16 protein-coding genes are annotated in these 16,871 nt (G+C 52.4%); 5 read left to right on the top strand and 11 right to left on the bottom strand.

What is annotated here, in order from left to right:
* Window positions 1-224: 224 nt before the first annotated feature.
* Window positions 225-701 carry a glutathione peroxidase gene (locus AB4124_RS13495; protein WP_339268689.1) on the top strand — a complete coding sequence of 159 codons (477 nt, stop codon included), beginning with the start codon at window positions 225-227 and terminating at the stop codon, window positions 699-701.
* Window positions 702-861: 160 nt separating this feature from the next.
* Here AB4124_RS13495 and AB4124_RS13500 read toward each other — a convergent pair whose 3' ends face one another.
* A complete protein-coding gene (locus tag AB4124_RS13500) occupies window positions 862-2,835 on the bottom strand; it encodes a glycoside hydrolase family 127 protein (RefSeq protein WP_441973159.1) in 1,974 nt (657 codons plus the stop codon).
* A gap of 137 nt (window positions 2,836-2,972) precedes the next feature.
* Between AB4124_RS13500 and AB4124_RS13505 the strand changes: the two genes are divergently transcribed.
* A complete protein-coding gene (locus AB4124_RS13505; RefSeq protein WP_441973160.1) occupies window positions 2,973-3,797 on the top strand; it encodes a helix-turn-helix transcriptional regulator in 825 nt (274 codons plus the stop codon).
* 172 nt (window positions 3,798-3,969) lie between these two features.
* Here AB4124_RS13505 and AB4124_RS13510 read toward each other — a convergent pair whose 3' ends face one another.
* The 4 genes from AB4124_RS13510 to AB4124_RS13525 all read right to left on the bottom strand — a co-directional run bounded on the left by AB4124_RS13510 (window position 3,970) and on the right by AB4124_RS13525 (window position 6,227).
* Complete coding sequence (locus AB4124_RS13510; protein WP_076323841.1) at window positions 3,970-4,371, bottom strand: VOC family protein; 402 nt, start codon at window positions 4,369-4,371, stop codon at window positions 3,970-3,972.
* 28 nt (window positions 4,372-4,399) lie between these two features.
* The gene (locus AB4124_RS13515) at window positions 4,400-4,897 is read right to left on the bottom strand and encodes an SRPBCC family protein (RefSeq protein WP_441973161.1); all 498 of its coding nucleotides are present in this window, start codon (window positions 4,895-4,897) and stop codon (window positions 4,400-4,402) included.
* A gap of 88 nt (window positions 4,898-4,985) precedes the next feature.
* Window positions 4,986-5,330 (bottom strand): ArsR/SmtB family transcription factor, encoded by a 345-nt coding sequence (locus tag AB4124_RS13520; RefSeq protein WP_076324076.1) that lies wholly within the window; start codon window positions 5,328-5,330, stop codon window positions 4,986-4,988.
* A gap of 156 nt (window positions 5,331-5,486) precedes the next feature.
* Entirely contained in the window at window positions 5,487-6,227 is a 741-nt protein-coding gene (locus AB4124_RS13525) for an HAD family hydrolase (protein ID WP_441973162.1), read from the bottom strand.
* Window positions 6,228-6,433: 206 nt separating this feature from the next.
* Between AB4124_RS13525 and AB4124_RS13530 the strand changes: the two genes are divergently transcribed.
* Window positions 6,434-7,318 (top strand): class I SAM-dependent methyltransferase, encoded by an 885-nt coding sequence (locus tag AB4124_RS13530; protein WP_441973304.1) that lies wholly within the window; start codon window positions 6,434-6,436, stop codon window positions 7,316-7,318.
* Window positions 7,319-7,459: 141 nt separating this feature from the next.
* Here AB4124_RS13530 and AB4124_RS13535 read toward each other — a convergent pair whose 3' ends face one another.
* The 4 genes from AB4124_RS13535 to AB4124_RS13550 all read right to left on the bottom strand — a co-directional run bounded on the left by AB4124_RS13535 (window position 7,460) and on the right by AB4124_RS13550 (window position 11,693).
* Window positions 7,460-8,236 carry a YheC/YheD family protein gene (locus tag AB4124_RS13535; RefSeq protein WP_430109053.1) on the bottom strand — a complete coding sequence of 259 codons (777 nt, stop codon included), beginning with the start codon at window positions 8,234-8,236 and terminating at the stop codon, window positions 7,460-7,462.
* A gap of 333 nt (window positions 8,237-8,569) precedes the next feature.
* A complete protein-coding gene (locus tag AB4124_RS13540) occupies window positions 8,570-9,391 on the bottom strand; it encodes a carbohydrate ABC transporter permease (protein ID WP_076323838.1) in 822 nt (273 codons plus the stop codon).
* Window positions 9,388-10,299, bottom strand: a complete 912-nt coding sequence (locus AB4124_RS13545) for a carbohydrate ABC transporter permease (protein WP_441973305.1) — start codon at window positions 10,297-10,299, stop codon at window positions 9,388-9,390. Before AB4124_RS13545 ends, AB4124_RS13540 begins: the two co-directional genes overlap by 4 nt.
* A gap of 89 nt (window positions 10,300-10,388) precedes the next feature.
* The gene (locus AB4124_RS13550; RefSeq protein ID WP_441973163.1) at window positions 10,389-11,693 is read right to left on the bottom strand and encodes an ABC transporter substrate-binding protein; all 1,305 of its coding nucleotides are present in this window, start codon (window positions 11,691-11,693) and stop codon (window positions 10,389-10,391) included.
* 193 nt (window positions 11,694-11,886) lie between these two features.
* On the opposite strand from AB4124_RS13550, the gene AB4124_RS13555 reads away from it, so the two are divergent.
* Together AB4124_RS13555 and AB4124_RS13560 are read left to right on the top strand one after the other, a co-directional pair.
* Window positions 11,887-13,632, top strand: a complete 1,746-nt coding sequence (locus tag AB4124_RS13555) for a cache domain-containing sensor histidine kinase (RefSeq protein WP_441973164.1) — start codon at window positions 11,887-11,889, stop codon at window positions 13,630-13,632.
* Window positions 13,629-15,137, top strand: coding sequence for a response regulator transcription factor (locus AB4124_RS13560; protein WP_441973165.1), 1,509 nt, complete (start codon window positions 13,629-13,631; stop codon window positions 15,135-15,137). The genes AB4124_RS13555 and AB4124_RS13560 overlap by 4 nt, the downstream gene beginning before the upstream one ends.
* Before the next feature lie 10 nt (window positions 15,138-15,147).
* Here the strand turns inward: AB4124_RS13560 and AB4124_RS13565 are convergent, their stop codons facing one another.
* Both AB4124_RS13565 and AB4124_RS13570 read right to left on the bottom strand, forming a co-directional pair.
* Window positions 15,148-15,345 carry a hypothetical protein gene (locus AB4124_RS13565; protein ID WP_430109045.1) on the bottom strand — a complete coding sequence of 66 codons (198 nt, stop codon included), beginning with the start codon at window positions 15,343-15,345 and terminating at the stop codon, window positions 15,148-15,150.
* A complete protein-coding gene (locus AB4124_RS13570) occupies window positions 15,317-16,855 on the bottom strand; it encodes a solute symporter family protein (protein WP_441973166.1) in 1,539 nt (512 codons plus the stop codon). Before AB4124_RS13570 ends, AB4124_RS13565 begins: the two co-directional genes overlap by 29 nt.
* Between the last annotated feature and the right edge of the window lie 16 nt (window positions 16,856-16,871).

Below are 16,871 nucleotides of genomic sequence, written 5' to 3' on the forward strand. Positions count from 1 at the left end.
TCATCTGCTTAAATACTTATTCTACTACTACCATATATCTCCTAAATTAGTCCAGATTAAAATACAAAATTTTACTCTCTATATTTCCGCATCATGTATTGCATTCCAGCTTTTGTCATGCATATAGCATATAATTGCCGCTGCCGTTTCTAGCAAATTGCAATCCATGGCGAAAGAATATACTCTGATTGTATATACATCTCATTGGAGGAGGTTCTACGGCGATGTCCATCTATGAATATGAAGTAAAAACGATACGCGGCGAGTCCCAAACGCTCAAATCTTATGAAGGCGACGTCATGCTCATTGTCAATACAGCGACCAAATGCGGCTTTGCCCCTCAATTCGACGGTCTGGAGAAGCTGCACCAAACTTACCGCGACCAAGGATTGGCCGTTCTCGGTTTCCCCAGCAGTCAGTTCATGAATCAAGAGCTGGAGGAGGACTCCGCGATCGAGGAGGCCTGCAAGCTCAATCATGGCGTCACCTTCCCGCTATTCTCCAAGATTGATGTGAATGGCACGAACGCTCATCCACTCTACCGGCATCTGACGAGCGAAGCTCCCGGCGCATTGGGCATTAAAGCGATTAAATGGAACTTCACCAAGTTCCTTGTGGACCGCAGCGGCAGGGTGGTCAAGCGCTTTGCACCAACCGATACTCCGGAGAAAATTGAAGAGGATATCAAGAAGCTGTTATAAAAGCAGGCGCCGATTCGGATAAAAAAGGGCTTGCCCGAGGTCCATCGACCTTGGGCAAGCCCTTCATGTTATGCGACCGGCATCGTCAATACTTTGCCATTGCATCCTCTGTATGCTGGTGTTCTGTAGCCCCCTATCCGGAGAGCCAACGGTACGATCTTTATACCGTGTGCGGCAGCTCGCGCACCCAGACGGCCATTTCATTCTCGCCACGGTTGCCCCATAAATAGTATGGAATGGCCTTTAATGCCGCAGTAAGCCTCTTTTTCGGAGAGGAACGATACAGTTCACCGCTCCAATCATCAGACTCTTCAAGCCACCCATCCCCTTCAATGATAACGGCACCGCCGAGAAAATCCGGGTCGAATCGGGTATGAAGCTTCGGATCGCCTGCGAGCGACAGCGAGGATACCGGCGCTCCATGATCGACGCTCTCCAGGCAGTATACTAGCGGTCCCCGCTGAATCGCGGCCCTGCCGGCATTCTCCCGTATATTGGGATTAGCTCTTACTTGATGAATCTCCATGGAGAATGCCAGTTCCACCGTGTCTCCCGGCGCCCACACTCTCTTCACGTAGGCATAGCCGTCTTCGGTAATATCCTCCACGATCACCTTTTGCCCGTTCACCCGCATAACGGCTTTGCCCTGCGACCAATCCGGAATGCGGAGAGCGACGGTCCACTCGACTGCCTGCTCAGGCTGAATCGTAAGCATAACATTCCCGTCCCACGGCAGCGCGCTGGTCTGGGTTACCTTCACCGGCACGTCCCCAAACCGGACCTCCGCTTCGCCGCCGATGTACAGATGGGTATACAGCGTGTCGTCATTCATCGTATACACGTATTCACCCAGCGACGACAGCAATCTCGCCACATTTGGCGGGCAGCAAGCGCAGGCGAACCATCCCGGCCGAACCGGCTTCACATGGAATTTGCCTGGATTATGGCGGCAGGCGGTAGGCCATACCTCAAGCGGATTCACATAGAAGAAATGCCGCCCGTCCTGAGCCATGCTGCCAATGACCGTGTTGAACAACGCACGCTCCATTACGTCCGCATACTCCGATTTGGGTGACAGCTGCAGCATGCGCTGGGCAAAAAAGATCAGCCCAATGGATGCGCAGGTCTCCGAGTATACGGTATCGTTCGGCAGATCATAGTCCGTGGTAAACGCCTCGCCGTGATGAGTGGAGCCGATCCCCCCGGTAATGTACATCTGTTTGCGTACTATGTTATGCCACAGATTAACGCAAGCCTCAAGCAGAGCAGGGTCTTTCGTTCTGGCAGCTAAATCCGCCATCGCCGTGTACATGTAAACGGCACGAACCGAATGCCCAACCGCCTCCTTCTGTTCCCTGACCGGCAGGTGGCTCTGATGATAAGCCAAATGCGGCGGATGCAGTACCGAGGGGTAGAATGACTTCTTCCCGCGCTGTTCCCACTCCTGAAGGAAGAAATGGGGTTCAGTCCCACGCTCATCTATGAAATACTGACTCAGACTCAAATATCTCGGTTCCTGAGTCACCTCGTACAATTTGACCAGTGCCAGCTCAATCTCCTGATGGCCGTCGAATCCATGGATTTTGCCATCCTCGGGTCCAAAAACGGTATCGATATAATCCGCCAAGCGGCACACCACATCCAGCAGCTTCCGCTTGCCTGTCGCCCGGTAATGCGCAACTCCAGCTTCAATCATATGGCCGGCGCAGTACAGCTCGTGGCAATCCGTCAGATTGGTCCAGCGCTTCTCCGGCTCCTTCACCGTAAAGTACGTATTCAGATAACCATCCGGCTGCTGGGCAGCGGCCACAAGATCGATCAGCTCATCCACCTGCTCCTCCAGCTTCGGATCCGGATGAATGGCAAGCGAATAAGCCGCAGCCTCAAGCCATTTGGCGACATCGCTGTCCTGAAACACCATGCCGCCGTATTCACCCTCCTCCCTGCCGGCAGCAATTCGAAAATTAGACACGCCATAACTCGGTTCCACACCCGGAATTCGATCATGGAGAGCTTCATATTGGTATGGGATCACCACTTCCCTTACCAGTTCTATGTAACGGGACCAGAAAGGATCCGTCAGTTTCACTTGCTTAAGGGGGACGGCGGCTGAACGCGAAGTAAGAGTAATCATCTTGGATATACACTCCTTTTGGAATTCATAAGATAAAGCCTCGACACTTCCCATTCTACGTTCTATGATAGGATGAAAACGATAACATAATCGACCTAATTTCTTATACGATTTCACACTTCCCTGGAGGTGTTACCATGACGGAACGAAGTGTTCTTTCCTTTCCTTCGCCGCCGCTCCCCTACTTCCTTGAATCAGGAAAAACACATTATATGCCGGGCGAGTCGCATCCCAATCGGAGAAACCTTGGCGTTTTCGATCTCATCCTGGTTCAACGCGGCTGCCTGTTCCTGGGCGAGGAGGATATGCAGTGGGCGCTTGGCCCAGGGGACTCCGTTATATTATTACCGGATGCGTACCATTACGCCGTGCAGGGGTGCCAGGAGGAAACCGCCTTTTATTGGCTGCATTTTCAGTCCGCGGCATCAAGCGCAGCCGACGATGATTCGATCTCACACAACATAAAGCTGCCGAGGCATGGCCCTATCCCTTATCCGGAGCAAGCCTATCAACTGTTCGATTCCCTGCACCTGCTGGCAACGGAACCGAGGTCCACGGCATTTTGGCGGGAACAAACGCTGTTTATCCAGCTGCTGGAGCTGCTGGACCCGTCAAGATCGGATCAGGAACAATCGCGGGTACGCAAAATAGCGGAGCAGGTAGAGTCCTATATCAAAATGCATTACCGTGAGCCCATCAGCAACGCACGTTTATCGTCCGACCTGCATTTCCACTACAATTACCTAACGCGCTGCATGAAAGAATCGCACGGCGTGACGCCAACGGAATACCTGCTGCAATACCGCCTGGACCAGGCGAAGCGGCTGCTGTTAACCACCCAGTGGTCGATGGCGCGGATTGCGGAGCATGTGGGGTTTCAATACCCGCCTTATTTCTCCCGCCGCTTCTCCGCACGTTTCGGCCTATCGCCGCTGCAATTCCGAAAGCAGTATACGGAGTAAGAAGCGAAGATGGGGCCAGCTTCGAGACACCCTACACTCTGCCATTCGGTTGGCAATGGGGATCGGCGGGGCCTTGATCGCAGAGCAACGAGCTGGCGATGCATTATCAGCAGCAAAAAGAGACGGACCCCTCTAGGGCCCGTCTCTAATGAATCGATTGCGTAACGTAACGTTACGCTTCATTCGGCAGATTAAGCTGCCATGATACGCCGAACTTGTCCGCGATCCAGCCGAATTTTTGGCTAAATCCATAGTTGTCCAGCGGCATCATCGCACCTCCGCCATCAATTAATGCCCCGTACACCTTCTCGATCTCCGCTTCCGACTCGCAAGTCAGATAGATGGAGAAGGAAGGCGTGAACGTAAAATCATGCTTCACATTGCTGTCGATGCACATGAACGTTTGCCCCTTCAACGAAAAGGCTGCATGCATAACGCTTCCCTCGGTTCCCGGCTGATTGGGGCCATAACGGGCAATGCTGGTTATTTCGGAATCCTCAATAATGGAAACGTAATGGTTCATGGCTTCTTCGGCATTACCTTGGAACATTAAAAACGGGGTAACACTCTTCATGGACAATACACTCTCCTTGTTCATCTGATTAGGATGGGTAGTTAATATTTCCTGTCTCGAGCAGCTGCTTCAAGCCCTCAAACATATAACCCCATCCATGTTCGGTTTGGGTATGATACTCCGTGAGCGCCTTCTCGATATCCTCTGCGGTCCAATCTTCCTCGTGAGGAACAACAATCTCTTGCGTGAATGTCATGTCACATCCTGCGTCCACGGCTTTGAACTCAACCGTTATTTGGTCCACGGTTTCGCTGAACTGGGGCATCCTGAAGGTAAGCACCAGCTTGTGAGGCCGGTCGATTACAAGATACTCCCCAATGGCCCGGTACTCCTTGCCTTCCCGAACGTCAACAATCTCCCAGGTTCCGCCCACGCGAGGATCACTACGGGCGATCTTGTTCGTCGTTTCCATCGTAAACAACCATTTGCGCATCATGTCGGGGTTTAACCAAGCATCAAACACTCGTTCCGGCGCTACCTCAAACAAGCGTTTCATGACCAGTGTAGTTGTAGAGGCTTTCTCCAATGTAAATCATCCTTCTCTTATTAAAAGTGGTATTCCGTCTGTTTCCCCTAGTTCTCATCGTTGTCCAGGATGTTCAGCCGTATTCCTGTTAATGCTCCTCCTTCTTCGCTTTGTTCAGCTCACGTTCCAATGCATCAAATTGCCGGGTCCAGAATCGTTCGTAGAATTGCAGCCATTCCATCGCCCTGGACATGACGCCCGAATTGAGACGACAGGTATGTGTCCGCCCCTGAATGGATCGATCCAGCAGGCCGGAGCGCTCCAGCACCTTAATATGCTTGGAGGCTGCCGCAAGCGACATGTCAAACGGCTCGGCCAGCTCGGATACGGTCCGCTCCTGCGCCGCGATCATACGCACCATCTCTCTTCGGGTCGGGTCAGCCAGTGCGTGGAAGATGTGATCCAGTTGTTCTTCGTTATTTTGTTCAACCATGTGGTTAACTATAATAGATGAATCCCACAAAGTCAACCAATTGGTTGACTATAGAGCAACAAAAAAAGCCAAGCCCTCCATTTAAAGGGTCTGGCCACGATAATTCTTTTACTCGATCCTGCCCCGACAGCACTTTACGCTCGCCACAGCATTTTTTTATCCGATAACCTCATCAAGCAGCCGCTCCAGCTCGCCATAACTCGTCACGGTATGCTGCGGTTGATGCTCCGATTCCGGCCCGACGCTCCGATGATTGAACCAAATCACATGCCAGCCCGCGGCCAGGGCGCCAACCACATCATTACGCCACGAATCGCCGATGTAATAAGAGCCCTCCGGCACCGTTCCGGTCAACCGATTCACATGGTGGAATATCCGCGGATCGGGCTTGTCCCAGCCCACGGCTCCGGATACGAACAGACGCTCCTCCGGTATGAGGTCACTCAGCCGCATAGCCGCGATTTTGTTCATCTGGTGTTCCGCCGGCCCGTTGGTGATCAACCCAACGACATGCCCGGCATCCGCTAATTTCTTAAGAAGCTCCCGGGCGCCTTCAAACATCGTGATGTTATACTGTCGGTCCAGGTAGGTCTGCTGTACCGCCTCAGCTTCCTCGAGGGTCAGCTGTATGCCGAATTCGGCCAACGCGTATTGGAACCGACGTCTGCGCATATCTTCAACGGCTTCCCCGTAAGCCGCCGTGCCCGCTCCTCCGAGCTCTACGGACAGCATGTCACTGTAATACCGCATCCGGTGGTAGGCGGCTTCATAAGGAAGCGCTCCACCCGGATGGGCAACCTCCTGAACGGCATCGCGAAAAGGCGCCAGATGGTCATACAATGTATCATCCACATCGAAGAAGATTCCCTTCGGTGATAATGTTGGCTTCATGTTCATCCCTCTTCCTCATTCTATCCCTCTATTGTACCCGCATCGGCACTGCCCGGGTCAAGCCCATCTGTTAATAAGTTCCTTCCCTATGATATGATGGCATTAAAGCGGCACGAAACGGCAATTGGAGCCTTTTGTCCGTACTCGCGGCAGCCAAGAAAGCGCCAATTGTAATGCCCGATTCATGTACCCGGATAAGGAGATGAATAATGATGACCAAGGATATGACCGAAGTGTGGAGTAAGGATTTCGTTCCCGAGGGGAACCGTGCCAGCAACGTGGACCGTTTTACCGGCTTTGAGGATACCTACGACCAGCATCGCCCCGAAGCTCCCGAGGAGGTTGTCGCCCTGCTGACAGGATATTTGGAACGCAAGCCCTCCCTCGTCGTCGACTTGGGATGCGGCACGGGACTGTCCTCGTTTGCATGGAGAGACGCGGCGGACCAAGTCATCGGCGTTGAGCCGAATGATGATATGCGGGGTAAAGCCATCGCCAAACTGCAATCACTGCAGCAAGAGGCTGACGCCAGCCACGATGTTCAGCTTGCCGACATCAAGTTCGTCTCCGGCTATTCAAACCAATTGGCGCTTCCAGATCAGTCCGCGGACATCATCACCTGTTCCCAATCCTTTCACTGGATGGACCCGGCCAGTACGTTGAAGGAAGTCTCCCGCGTTCTGCGCGAGGAAGGGATATTCGCAGTATATGATTGCGATTGGCCGCCGAGCCTGACCTGGAAGGTCGAGCAATCCTACCATGAGCTGATCGAATGGGCAGAAGACATCAACGACCGCCATGTAGAAGCACAAGAGAAGGCCTATAAAGGGAATAAGAACGAGCATCTGAAGCATATCCGGGAGAGCGGGGTGTTCCGGTTCTCCAAAGAGATCGTATTCCATCATATGGAGCCGTTCACCGCCGAACGATATACCGGCCTTGCCGTCAGTCAAGGCGGTATCCAGACCGTGCTCAAGCTGAAACCAACCGAATTGAACGATAAAATTGCACAGTTCCATGCGCTGGTCGAGGAGCACTTCCAAGGGCGGACACTTCCCGTGATGCTCAGCTACCGCATGCGGCTTGGCATTAAATAATAAAAAAAGAAGAATCGAAAGGGGCAACCCCAAGGTCCTATTGACCCTGGAGCTGCTCCTTTGATCATTGAATAAGTGATAGGCATTCTGCATCAGCGCCAATCAATATTATCAAAGATGCCTGGATATCTACGGTTAAGTCTACTCCTTCCTTACCTTACCTTCGAAGAGTCGCCCTTTTCGCAGAATGTTGTCCATCTTTTTGATATCCCAGTAATATTTTTGATTGGGTAATTGGGAGAACCCCTTGTAGCCCGGATAGGTAAAATTCACTTCGATAATCCATACATTTCCGTTATTATCGATAGCAAAGTCATTACCGATCTTTTGATAATATCTCATCTTCCCGGCCCGCTTGCAAATTTTGTTGCTTAGGTGGATAAGTTGTTCTTTGACTCTCAACGCTTTTTCTTTGGAGTACCCCAGTGACTGCTTCATGGACTCTTCAAAGAGAGTCACATATCCTCGCGAGCTGCTTATATTGGTGACAATACTCTTGGGCCCTGCCACTTTCGAATAAAGCCCGAAAAACTGCCAACGATTCTGCAGGTTACGCATCATCATAACCCGGATATCGAAAGGCCTACCGTTAATTTGGGCTAGAGGAATGGCTTTTTGAATGATGTATGGCTGGGACAAAGACCGTTTTTTGATCTCCTTGTACAGTTCGTCCAAAGAAGCGCATTTTACAACAGCCCCCCTCAAAAGGACAAAAGCGTATCCGCTGTCTGTTTTCCAAGCTTTTAATATTCCTTTACCCATGTGCTCTTTATCAGGTTTAATATAGACCGCACCGTATTTTTCCATGAATGTTCTCAAAGTCTGTTCATTGAATAATGCGGTAGGCGGCAAATACTTTCGGATCTCGTAGTCCTTTGAATAGAAGCGATGAAGATACCACTTTCCCACGGCCGTCATTCCTCTCCTGAGCTCCTGATTTTGTTCGTTTGCCTTTCATAAGTTACTAACTAACATATTAAAAACATATTAAAATTCAACGGCTTTTGATGGAGGTTTATAAACTATTTTAATGGATTAGCCCAGAACACTCGTGATTTCAATCATGAAATGAATCGACTTAGGATAAGGCGTGTCTATAGCACTGTTGCATTATTACACTGTATGTTCAAATCAAAAATAAAAAGAAAAGACTGACAGCAGCATGTCAGCCTGTAATATGCTCAAAAACCTCTTATGGACCGAAATAGAACACTTGCTAAACGGTCTCTTCGTCACAGAAACCATCCCCGCTCAACCCTTCACGGCACCAGCCGATATGCCGTCAACGAAATATTTCTGCAAGAAAATATATACCAGAATGCTTGGAATGGCAGCCAGCAGCGAGCCTGACGCAATCCAGCCGATCTGCGCGCTGTTCTCTCCGAAGAAGCTGGATAACGCAACCGTGATTGTTCTCGAATCCGGCTCTTGCAGGAAGAAGAGCGAGAACTGGTAGTCATTCCAGATCGAGTTCGCATTCATGATGAGAATCGTAGCCGTTACAGGCTTCAGCAGCGGGAAAATGATCCGGAAGAACAGCCCGGTCCGCGTTGCCCCGTCGATCATGGCGGCCTCATCGAGTTCCCGCGGAATCGTTCCGATAAAGCTGGTATAGAGGAAAATCGCCATCGACAGCTGAAACGTCACATGCAGCAGCACGATCCCCAGATACGTATTCATAAATCCGATATCCACGAACAGTTTATACAGCGGCACCAGAATCGTAAGCGGAGGAACGATCAGCGCGCTGACAAATATACCGTAGACCCATTTATTGAGCTTCGACTGATAGCGCGCCAGAGGAAAAGCGGCAAGCGAGCCAAAAGCCAGAATGAGCACGACCGATAATATCGTGATGACACCGGTATTGAGAAACGCCTGGCCCAGCTGGGCATTCTGCCAGGCGCTCACGAAGTTGTCGGTAAACCAGTACCCCGGAAACAGCCACTTCGAGCTCATGTCCCGCATATCCTTGAAAGAAACGGTCAGCAGAATGTAAAAAGGGATGATGTGCACCATCGCCACGGCAAAACCGATGATCGTATAAATCCACGTACGCTTTCGATGCTTCATTGGGACAGCTCCTTTCGACGTAAGAAGTACAGAGCTGTCAGACTGATGACGGTAATGAGCAGGAACATCAGATTGCCGAGCGCGGCCGCGAGCCCCGCATCCTGACGGGCAAAATAAAGCTCATACATCATGGTGGACAGGGAAGCCGAGGCATACCCCGGTCCGCCGTTCGTCAGCGCTTTAATGACATCAAACAGCTTTAATCCCCCAATCAGATTCAGGATGATGCTGGTGGTGAGGGCCGGTGCAAGCAGCGGGAACGTAATCCGGAAGAACCGGTTTTTGGCCGTGGCGCCGTCAATTTCAGCCGCTTCGTAATAATCCTTCGGAATGCCCTGCAGCCCCGAGAGAAAGATCATCATCGCAATCCCAAGGTACTGATAGGTGTTAACGACCATAATGATCCACACGTTAATGTTCGGCTCGGCGAGCAGATTGACCGGCGATCCGGTAAACAGCATGAGGATGTCATTGATGGCCCCTCCATTATACTGGAGTAGGAAATACCATATATAACCCATGATGATCGGGCTGACAATCGCAGGAATATAGACGATAACTCTGACGAAGGTCCGACCCTTGCCGTACTTATTCAACAGCAGCGCATACACGAGGCCCAATATATTCTGAAAAAGCGTACTGCCGACGCCGTAAATAAGCGTGTTCAAAATAACGGTGTGGATTCGGCTGTCTGTCCGCATTCTATGGTAATTATCAAGACCAATGTAATTCATCGCCTGGGAAAACCCGTTCCAATCGGTAAAGGAAATGAGCAATCCGCGAAAAAAAGGATAAAAAATAAATATGATAAACAGCAGCAGTGCAGGAACATACATCCAGTTCAGCATAAAATTCGAATGGGTAAAACGCTTGGTCCCCCGGACCGGAGCGGCTTCACTTCTAGCCATGCCTGTCTTCACTCTCGCTCACACTCCTCTTAGCCAAGTGATAAGGCGCGCATAAGCGCAGCTTGCCTGCACTTCGCGCGCCTTCAGGTTTATTCCTTGGACAACCGTTCCACCTCAACCTTCATGGTCTCGCTGAACTGCTCCGGCGTCACCCGGCCGGCCAGGAGCTCGGTGCCCGTCTTGCAGAGCACGTCCCACATGCCGTTCGGCAGGTAGACACGATCAAAATAAGGGAAGACGCGAATATCGGCGTATCGTTCATAGTAAGTGGTCAGTTCATGGTCCGTCTCCACATCCTTGAGCCCGGGAGGGTTCTTCGACACGTTGGAGAGCTTTGCCATATTCTCCGGCTTGGCAAAATACTGCAGCAGCTTCTTGGCCTCATCCGGATGCTTGGAATCCTTCCACAGCGCAAGCGTATTGCGCTCCCCACCGGCGAATGTCGGCGTATCGCCTTCGATCATGGAAGGCACCGGCATAATGCCGATATTTATGTTCGGATCGATTTTATGGACGTCATCCATGAATGCAGGCCCTACCAGCACGAACGTTGCTTTGCCTGCGGCAAAGGCTGCCGGAAGGTCACTGCGCTTCGCCGTCAGAACGTCTTCGTTCATAAGGCCCCGCTCCTTCAGATCGACCAAGCTTTGAGCCAGCGGCGTGAAGCCGGACCAGTCGAACGTCCCGTTCAAGAGAGCCTCGGCTTGAGTATTTGGAGTCGTAATGAGAAGCGGGTTCGCAAAATTGTCCAGGTACTGCCCGATCATCGAATCGTCGATGCCCGAGAGATACAAGGGTCTCGTCTTGCCTCCACTTTCTTCCTTGATCTTTTCGCCAGCTGCAATTAACTCCTCGAACGTGCTTGGCACCTCGATCCCGTATTCCTTCAGCATATCGGCATTGTACAGGAGTCCGTCTTTCGCTTCGGTCAGTACCAGCGCGTATACCTTGCCATCCTCATCCGTCACCACGTCACGAATCGTGTCGGTGAGATTGGCGGCCCACGGTTCATCCCTCAGATCCGCCAAGTACTCCCCATAACGGAGTTTGGCCCAGCCATGCGTATCAAAAATGTCAGGCAGGTCGTTGGCGGCCATTTTGACCTTCATGGTGTTCTCATAGCCCGTGCTGTCAAACTGGAGGTTGACGCTGATGTCGGGATTCTCCTTGGTGTAGCCGTCCACGATCCCGCGATACACCTCGGTAAGCGACTCATCGGCGACGTTGACCATCATCGACAGCGTGACTTTCGCTTCACCGGAGCCAATTTTGCCGGAGCCGCTGCCGCCGTTGTTCGTGCCTGCGCCTGTTTCTATTGCGTCCGGCCGCGAAGAGCACGCCGTGATCAAGCACAGCAAGGCGACGGCCATGATCCAACATGCACGTTTTTTCATTAATACCCACCTCATTCGGAATGTATAGTGTGACAATCCTTGCATCATTAAGGTTAGCATACATAATAGCGCTTACATATGATCCAAAACTACGATGTAAGCGCTATTTTATCTGTATTGTCGCCTCGGGCAGGTTCCAGTACAATAGAACCAACATGCTTATTCGAGACTTAGCGAAATGGAGGCTGCTCCCGTGAAGAACCGCACCTTGTCCATGCGCTCCAAGCTCATCATCCTTTTTTCCGTGACCATACTGGTCCCTGTCCTTATCATCGCTTACGTGATGCCTTCCTATTATACAAAGCTGATTACGTCGGAAACGGAGAAGCTGACCGAGTCGTCTCTTGTCGGGCTGACCAGCAACATCCAATATTATCTGGATGAGCTCGAACGGGTGACATCCATCCCCTATAACTACGACGAAGTCATGTATGCCCTGAAACTCAGATCCTCCGGCCTGTACCCGAAATCGGATCAATATACCCAATATAAGGCGGATTACGCCCTGTACAACACACTGCCAACCGTGCTCGAAAATATGCACAAGGAGATTCTAGGTACCCTGCTGCTGCCGTTCGACGGCTCCGTATTCTACAAAGATAGCCGCTCCACCCTCTACAACGCCCGTACCGATTACGACTACACGGGCCAGGATTGGTACATCGATGCGGTCAAGGCAGGCGGTAAAGCCACCTTCGTGAAAGTCCATGATCAGGATTATGTGAAGATGGACGGTCTCCAATCGGTCTTCTCCGTCGCCAGGCTCATTCGCGACATGGATACACGCAAACCGATTGCGGTCATCATGTCGGATGCCGATACCGTCGTCATCGACCGCATTGTGCGCCAATTGATTACGAACGACTCGGTCGTTGTCATCACGGACAAGAATGGGCAGCTGGTCTATGCAAGCCAACAAATTCCCGAAGAAACCTTGAGCCAGCTCTCGGCAAGCGAGGTCAGATATCATAATCAGACGTACGTTAAAGTGTCGAAGACGATTGAATCCAGCTCGTGGATGGTGACCTCCCTGATCCCTCAAAGCCGATTTACGGAGAAGGTGCAGTGGATGCATAACGTCGGCATGATCTTTGCCGGCGGCGGTATGATCCTTACGCTGTTTCTGTTTCTTGCCTACTCCCGCAAGCTGCTCACTCCGTTTAGGGAGATGATCGGCGTGATGCGTCACGTGCAGCGCGGCGATATGTCCAAGCGGGTCGACATTCACGGCAAGGACGAGGTCGCGGAGCTGGGCGGCGCGCTGAACCGCATGATCGTCAGGTTGGACGAGATGGTCATTAGCCAATATCGTGCCAAACTCAAGCAGCAGGACGCGGAAATGCAGGCTCTGCAGGCACAGATCAACCCCCATTTCCTGTACAACACGTTGAATGGGTTTATCGGCCTGAACCGCAAAGGCGAGCAGCAGAAGCTCGACCGGGCCATCCGCTCGCTCAGCGGGCTGCTGCGCGACATCCTGTCGGCCGATATGTCGATCACGCTGGAAGCGGAATTCAACATTATCCGCAAATATGCGGAGCTGCAGTCCATGCGCTTTGGAGACCGGCTGAACTTCTCCTTCTCGCTGGAGCCCTCGCTGGCTTCGCTGCGAATTCCCAAGCTGCTGCTGCAGCCGTTGGTCGAGAACTCCGTTGTGCATGGCGCCGAACCATGCGCCCACCCGTGCCATGTCGAGATCAACGCCTACACGCGGATTGCAGACGGGAGGGCCCATGCCGTCATCCTTATCAAGGATAACGGAACCGGATTTGACCCTAAGAAGCTTGAACACAGCGATCGCGTCGGACTCCGCAATGCACAGGAACGGCTTGCGCTCATTCGAGACGGTCAGGCTTCACTTCATATCCAAAGTCAACCTGACCAGGGAACAACCATTACGATCACGATGGAACTGGAAGAGGAGGGGATTGCGCAATGAAGATTATCGTAGCGGATGATGAAATGCTGGCAAGAGAGACGCTGATCCTGATTCTGGAGGACATTCGGCCAGGTCTGGACGTGACGGAGGCCAAAAACGGCCTGGAGCTGGTACAGCAGGCGTCAGAGCTGAGGCCCGACATCATATTCGTCGATATCCGGATGCCTGGCAAGAGCGGACTTGAAGCGATGGAAGAGGCACTCCCTCATACCCCCCATGTACAGTGGATCATCATGACCGGTTTTGCGGAATTTGACTATGCCCGTCAAGCCCTGAAGTTGGGTGCTCTGGATTACCTCCTGAAACCAATCGAGCCTTCCGATGTGGAACGAATCGTGCAGCGTGCTGCCGCCCGGATCGGGCAGGACACGAAATCGCTCAGCCGCGAGTTTGAATCGGTGGTCACATCGCTATGGCATAACCCGATCATGCAGACCGGACCGGAACACAAGACAACTGAACGGGAAGGCCAATGGACGGGCATGCTGCTCTATGAAACGCGGCCCGTCGATGGCAATGATGCTCGACCCGAACAAACCGGACTTCTGCCGCAAGCTGCACGCCAGGTCATCGCTGACCACAACTCCAAGGAGCTGCTTCTGGCCCTGATCGGACTGGAGCGAGGCGAATATGCCCTGATTGGAAAAGCGCTCACTTCCCAAGCGGAAGCAATCTTGCGACGCTTACCCAAGGTGCTTCACGACATGCTTAACAGCGAATCTCCTGAACATCGCGGAAGCCGTCGGGTAACCATGCTGGAATCGGGAACCTATGATTCGTTCGAACCGCTGCGGAATGAAGTGCGGGAGATGCGTTCCCTTTCCTACCTGCGTAGCATCGCAGACGATGGGAAGCCCCTGCTTCTCGCCGATATGCGGCGGCTGGCAAAAGATCCGGTGACTGCCCGGTTTGGCACAACTGCGGTCCAGCTCGTTAGAGCATATGCCGAGGGAGATTATACCGCCTTTATGACCTGCGGTGATAAACTTAGGATGCTGTGGGCCGATGAACGGGAAGCCGCGCGTAAACTTCAATCCAGACTGCTGGCTTTTCTGGCAGGCAGCCTGGCCAAGGAAACGCCAGCACCGATGCATGAAGGGTTCGATCCATGGTTAGAGCAGCTTTATGAAGAAACGGGGACCCGGCTGCTCCGCAAAAAATCTGAGGGTGACCCCGGAGCCAAAGACTGGCTTGAGGAGGTCGTTCTTTATTTGGAGGCGCATTTTTGCGGTGATATTACCGTTTCCGCCGTGGCCGAGCGGTTCGAGGTTTCACCGAACCACCTCAGCACCCTTTTTCATAAACGAATGGGGGTAACCTTTAGCCAATACGTAACCCGGCTGCGGATGATGAAAGCGAAGGAACTCCTGTCCATCCCCAGCATGAAGGTCAATGAGGCAGCAGAGCAAGTCGGATATTACAGCACCCGGCATTTTACGAATCTGTTCAGGGAACATGTCGGTTGTTATCCCTCTGAGTTTGGCAAGCTGCTGAAACCTAAATGATAAAGCTTCACTATTTTCTCCACATCAGCCCGCACAGCAATTCGAACAGATCCAGCACATGGCGCGGATTTTTGCCAGTCAGCTGCTTGATCCGGTTTAAGCGGTAGTTCAGGGGACAATTACACAATCCTGCTTCACTGTTATCCCCTGCCTCTCCTTCATCATTTTTATGTGCTCTGTCATCCCGGCTCGCGGGTACGAATCTCATTAGGGGCCACATGGGCAATGGCCTGCATCGTCTCGAATTGGCCGCTTGAGCCGACTTTACCGGATAGCAGAGTACCGAGGATGCCGCCCGCGAAACCAATCGGAATGGATACGATGCCCGGATGCTTGAGCGGGAAGATCGCTTCCGCCCGGATCCAGCCGGCCCCGGGATCCATCACGTTAGGCCCCACGGCCATGAGCAGCAAGGAGGATACCAATCCGGCCGCAATGCTCGACATGGCCCCATACGTATTAAATCTCCGCCAAAATAGCGTGAACAGCAGCACCGGCAGATTAGCCGAGGCCGCTACCGCGAACGCAAATGAAACGAGGAATGCCACGTTTAGCTTCTGCGCGCCGAGGGCGAGCACAATCGAAGCGGTGCCAACCACGATGGCCGAAAGCTTAGCCACTCTCATCTGCTGTGCCTCGGTCGCCCGTCCTCTGCGGAAAATGCTGCTATAGACGTCATGAGCAAATGCGGAGGATGCCGTCAGCACAAGCCCCGAGATCACGGCCAGTATGGTTGCGAAGGCAACAGCCGATACAAAGGCCATCAAGAATTCGCCACCCAATGCGCTTGCGAGCAGCGGCGCCGCCAGCTCAACCCGCTCCGACAAAACGGACCAATCGACGAAGGCAGCCGCCCCAAAACCAAGAAAAATGGTCATGGCATAAAAGATGCCGATCGTAAACGTTGCCGTTTTTACCGAAGAACGGACCGTACGCGGGTCTCTTACCGTGTAGAAACGCGCAATAATATGCGGAAGTCCCGCGGTCCCTAACACCAGCGCCATATTAAACGACAGCATGTCCAGCGGATGGTCGAACATATTACCCGCCATCAGAAACCGCTCCTGCAATGGGGTCGCCCGCTTCATGGATTCGAATAAACCGAGCAGATCCCAATCGAACCTTGCCAGTACGATAAGACTCACGATAAAAGTGCTGCTGACCAGCAAAATAGACTTGACGATCTGCACCCAGGAAGTTGCGAGCATGCCGCCGAACGTGACGTAGACGGTCATTAAGCCTCCGACCAGCACGATGGCTAGCGACGTTTCCAGCCCGAACAGCAAATGGACGAGCCACCCGGCACCAACGAGCTGGGCAATCATGTAGAAGACGGTGATCATCATGTTGTTGACGGCGATACATCCGCGCAGCCGTTTCTCGCTGAACCGAACCGCCACCGCATCCGCCATCGTGTACCTGCCCAGGTTATGAAGCGGTTCGGCTATGATGTACTGCACGATCACATAGGAGGCGAGGAAGCCGATCGAATAGAAAAAGCCGTCGAAGCCGTACACAGCAATAGAGCCCGCGATGCCAAGAAAGGACGCCGCGCTCATATAGTCACCGGAAATGGCCAAGCCGTTTTGCAGCCCGCTCAGGCGATTGCCCGCTGCATAGAAATCATTCGTGCTTGTTGTCCGCTTGGCGGCATAATACGTAATCATTAACGTGCCGACCACAATCGCCAGAAAAAAAACGATGCCGGATATGTTCATTTGCATGCCTCCTTCC

It is taken from the genome of Paenibacillus sp. 2KB_20 (assembly GCF_052115765.1).
Classification (GTDB): Bacteria; Bacillota; Bacilli; order Paenibacillales; family Paenibacillaceae; genus Paenibacillus_AQ.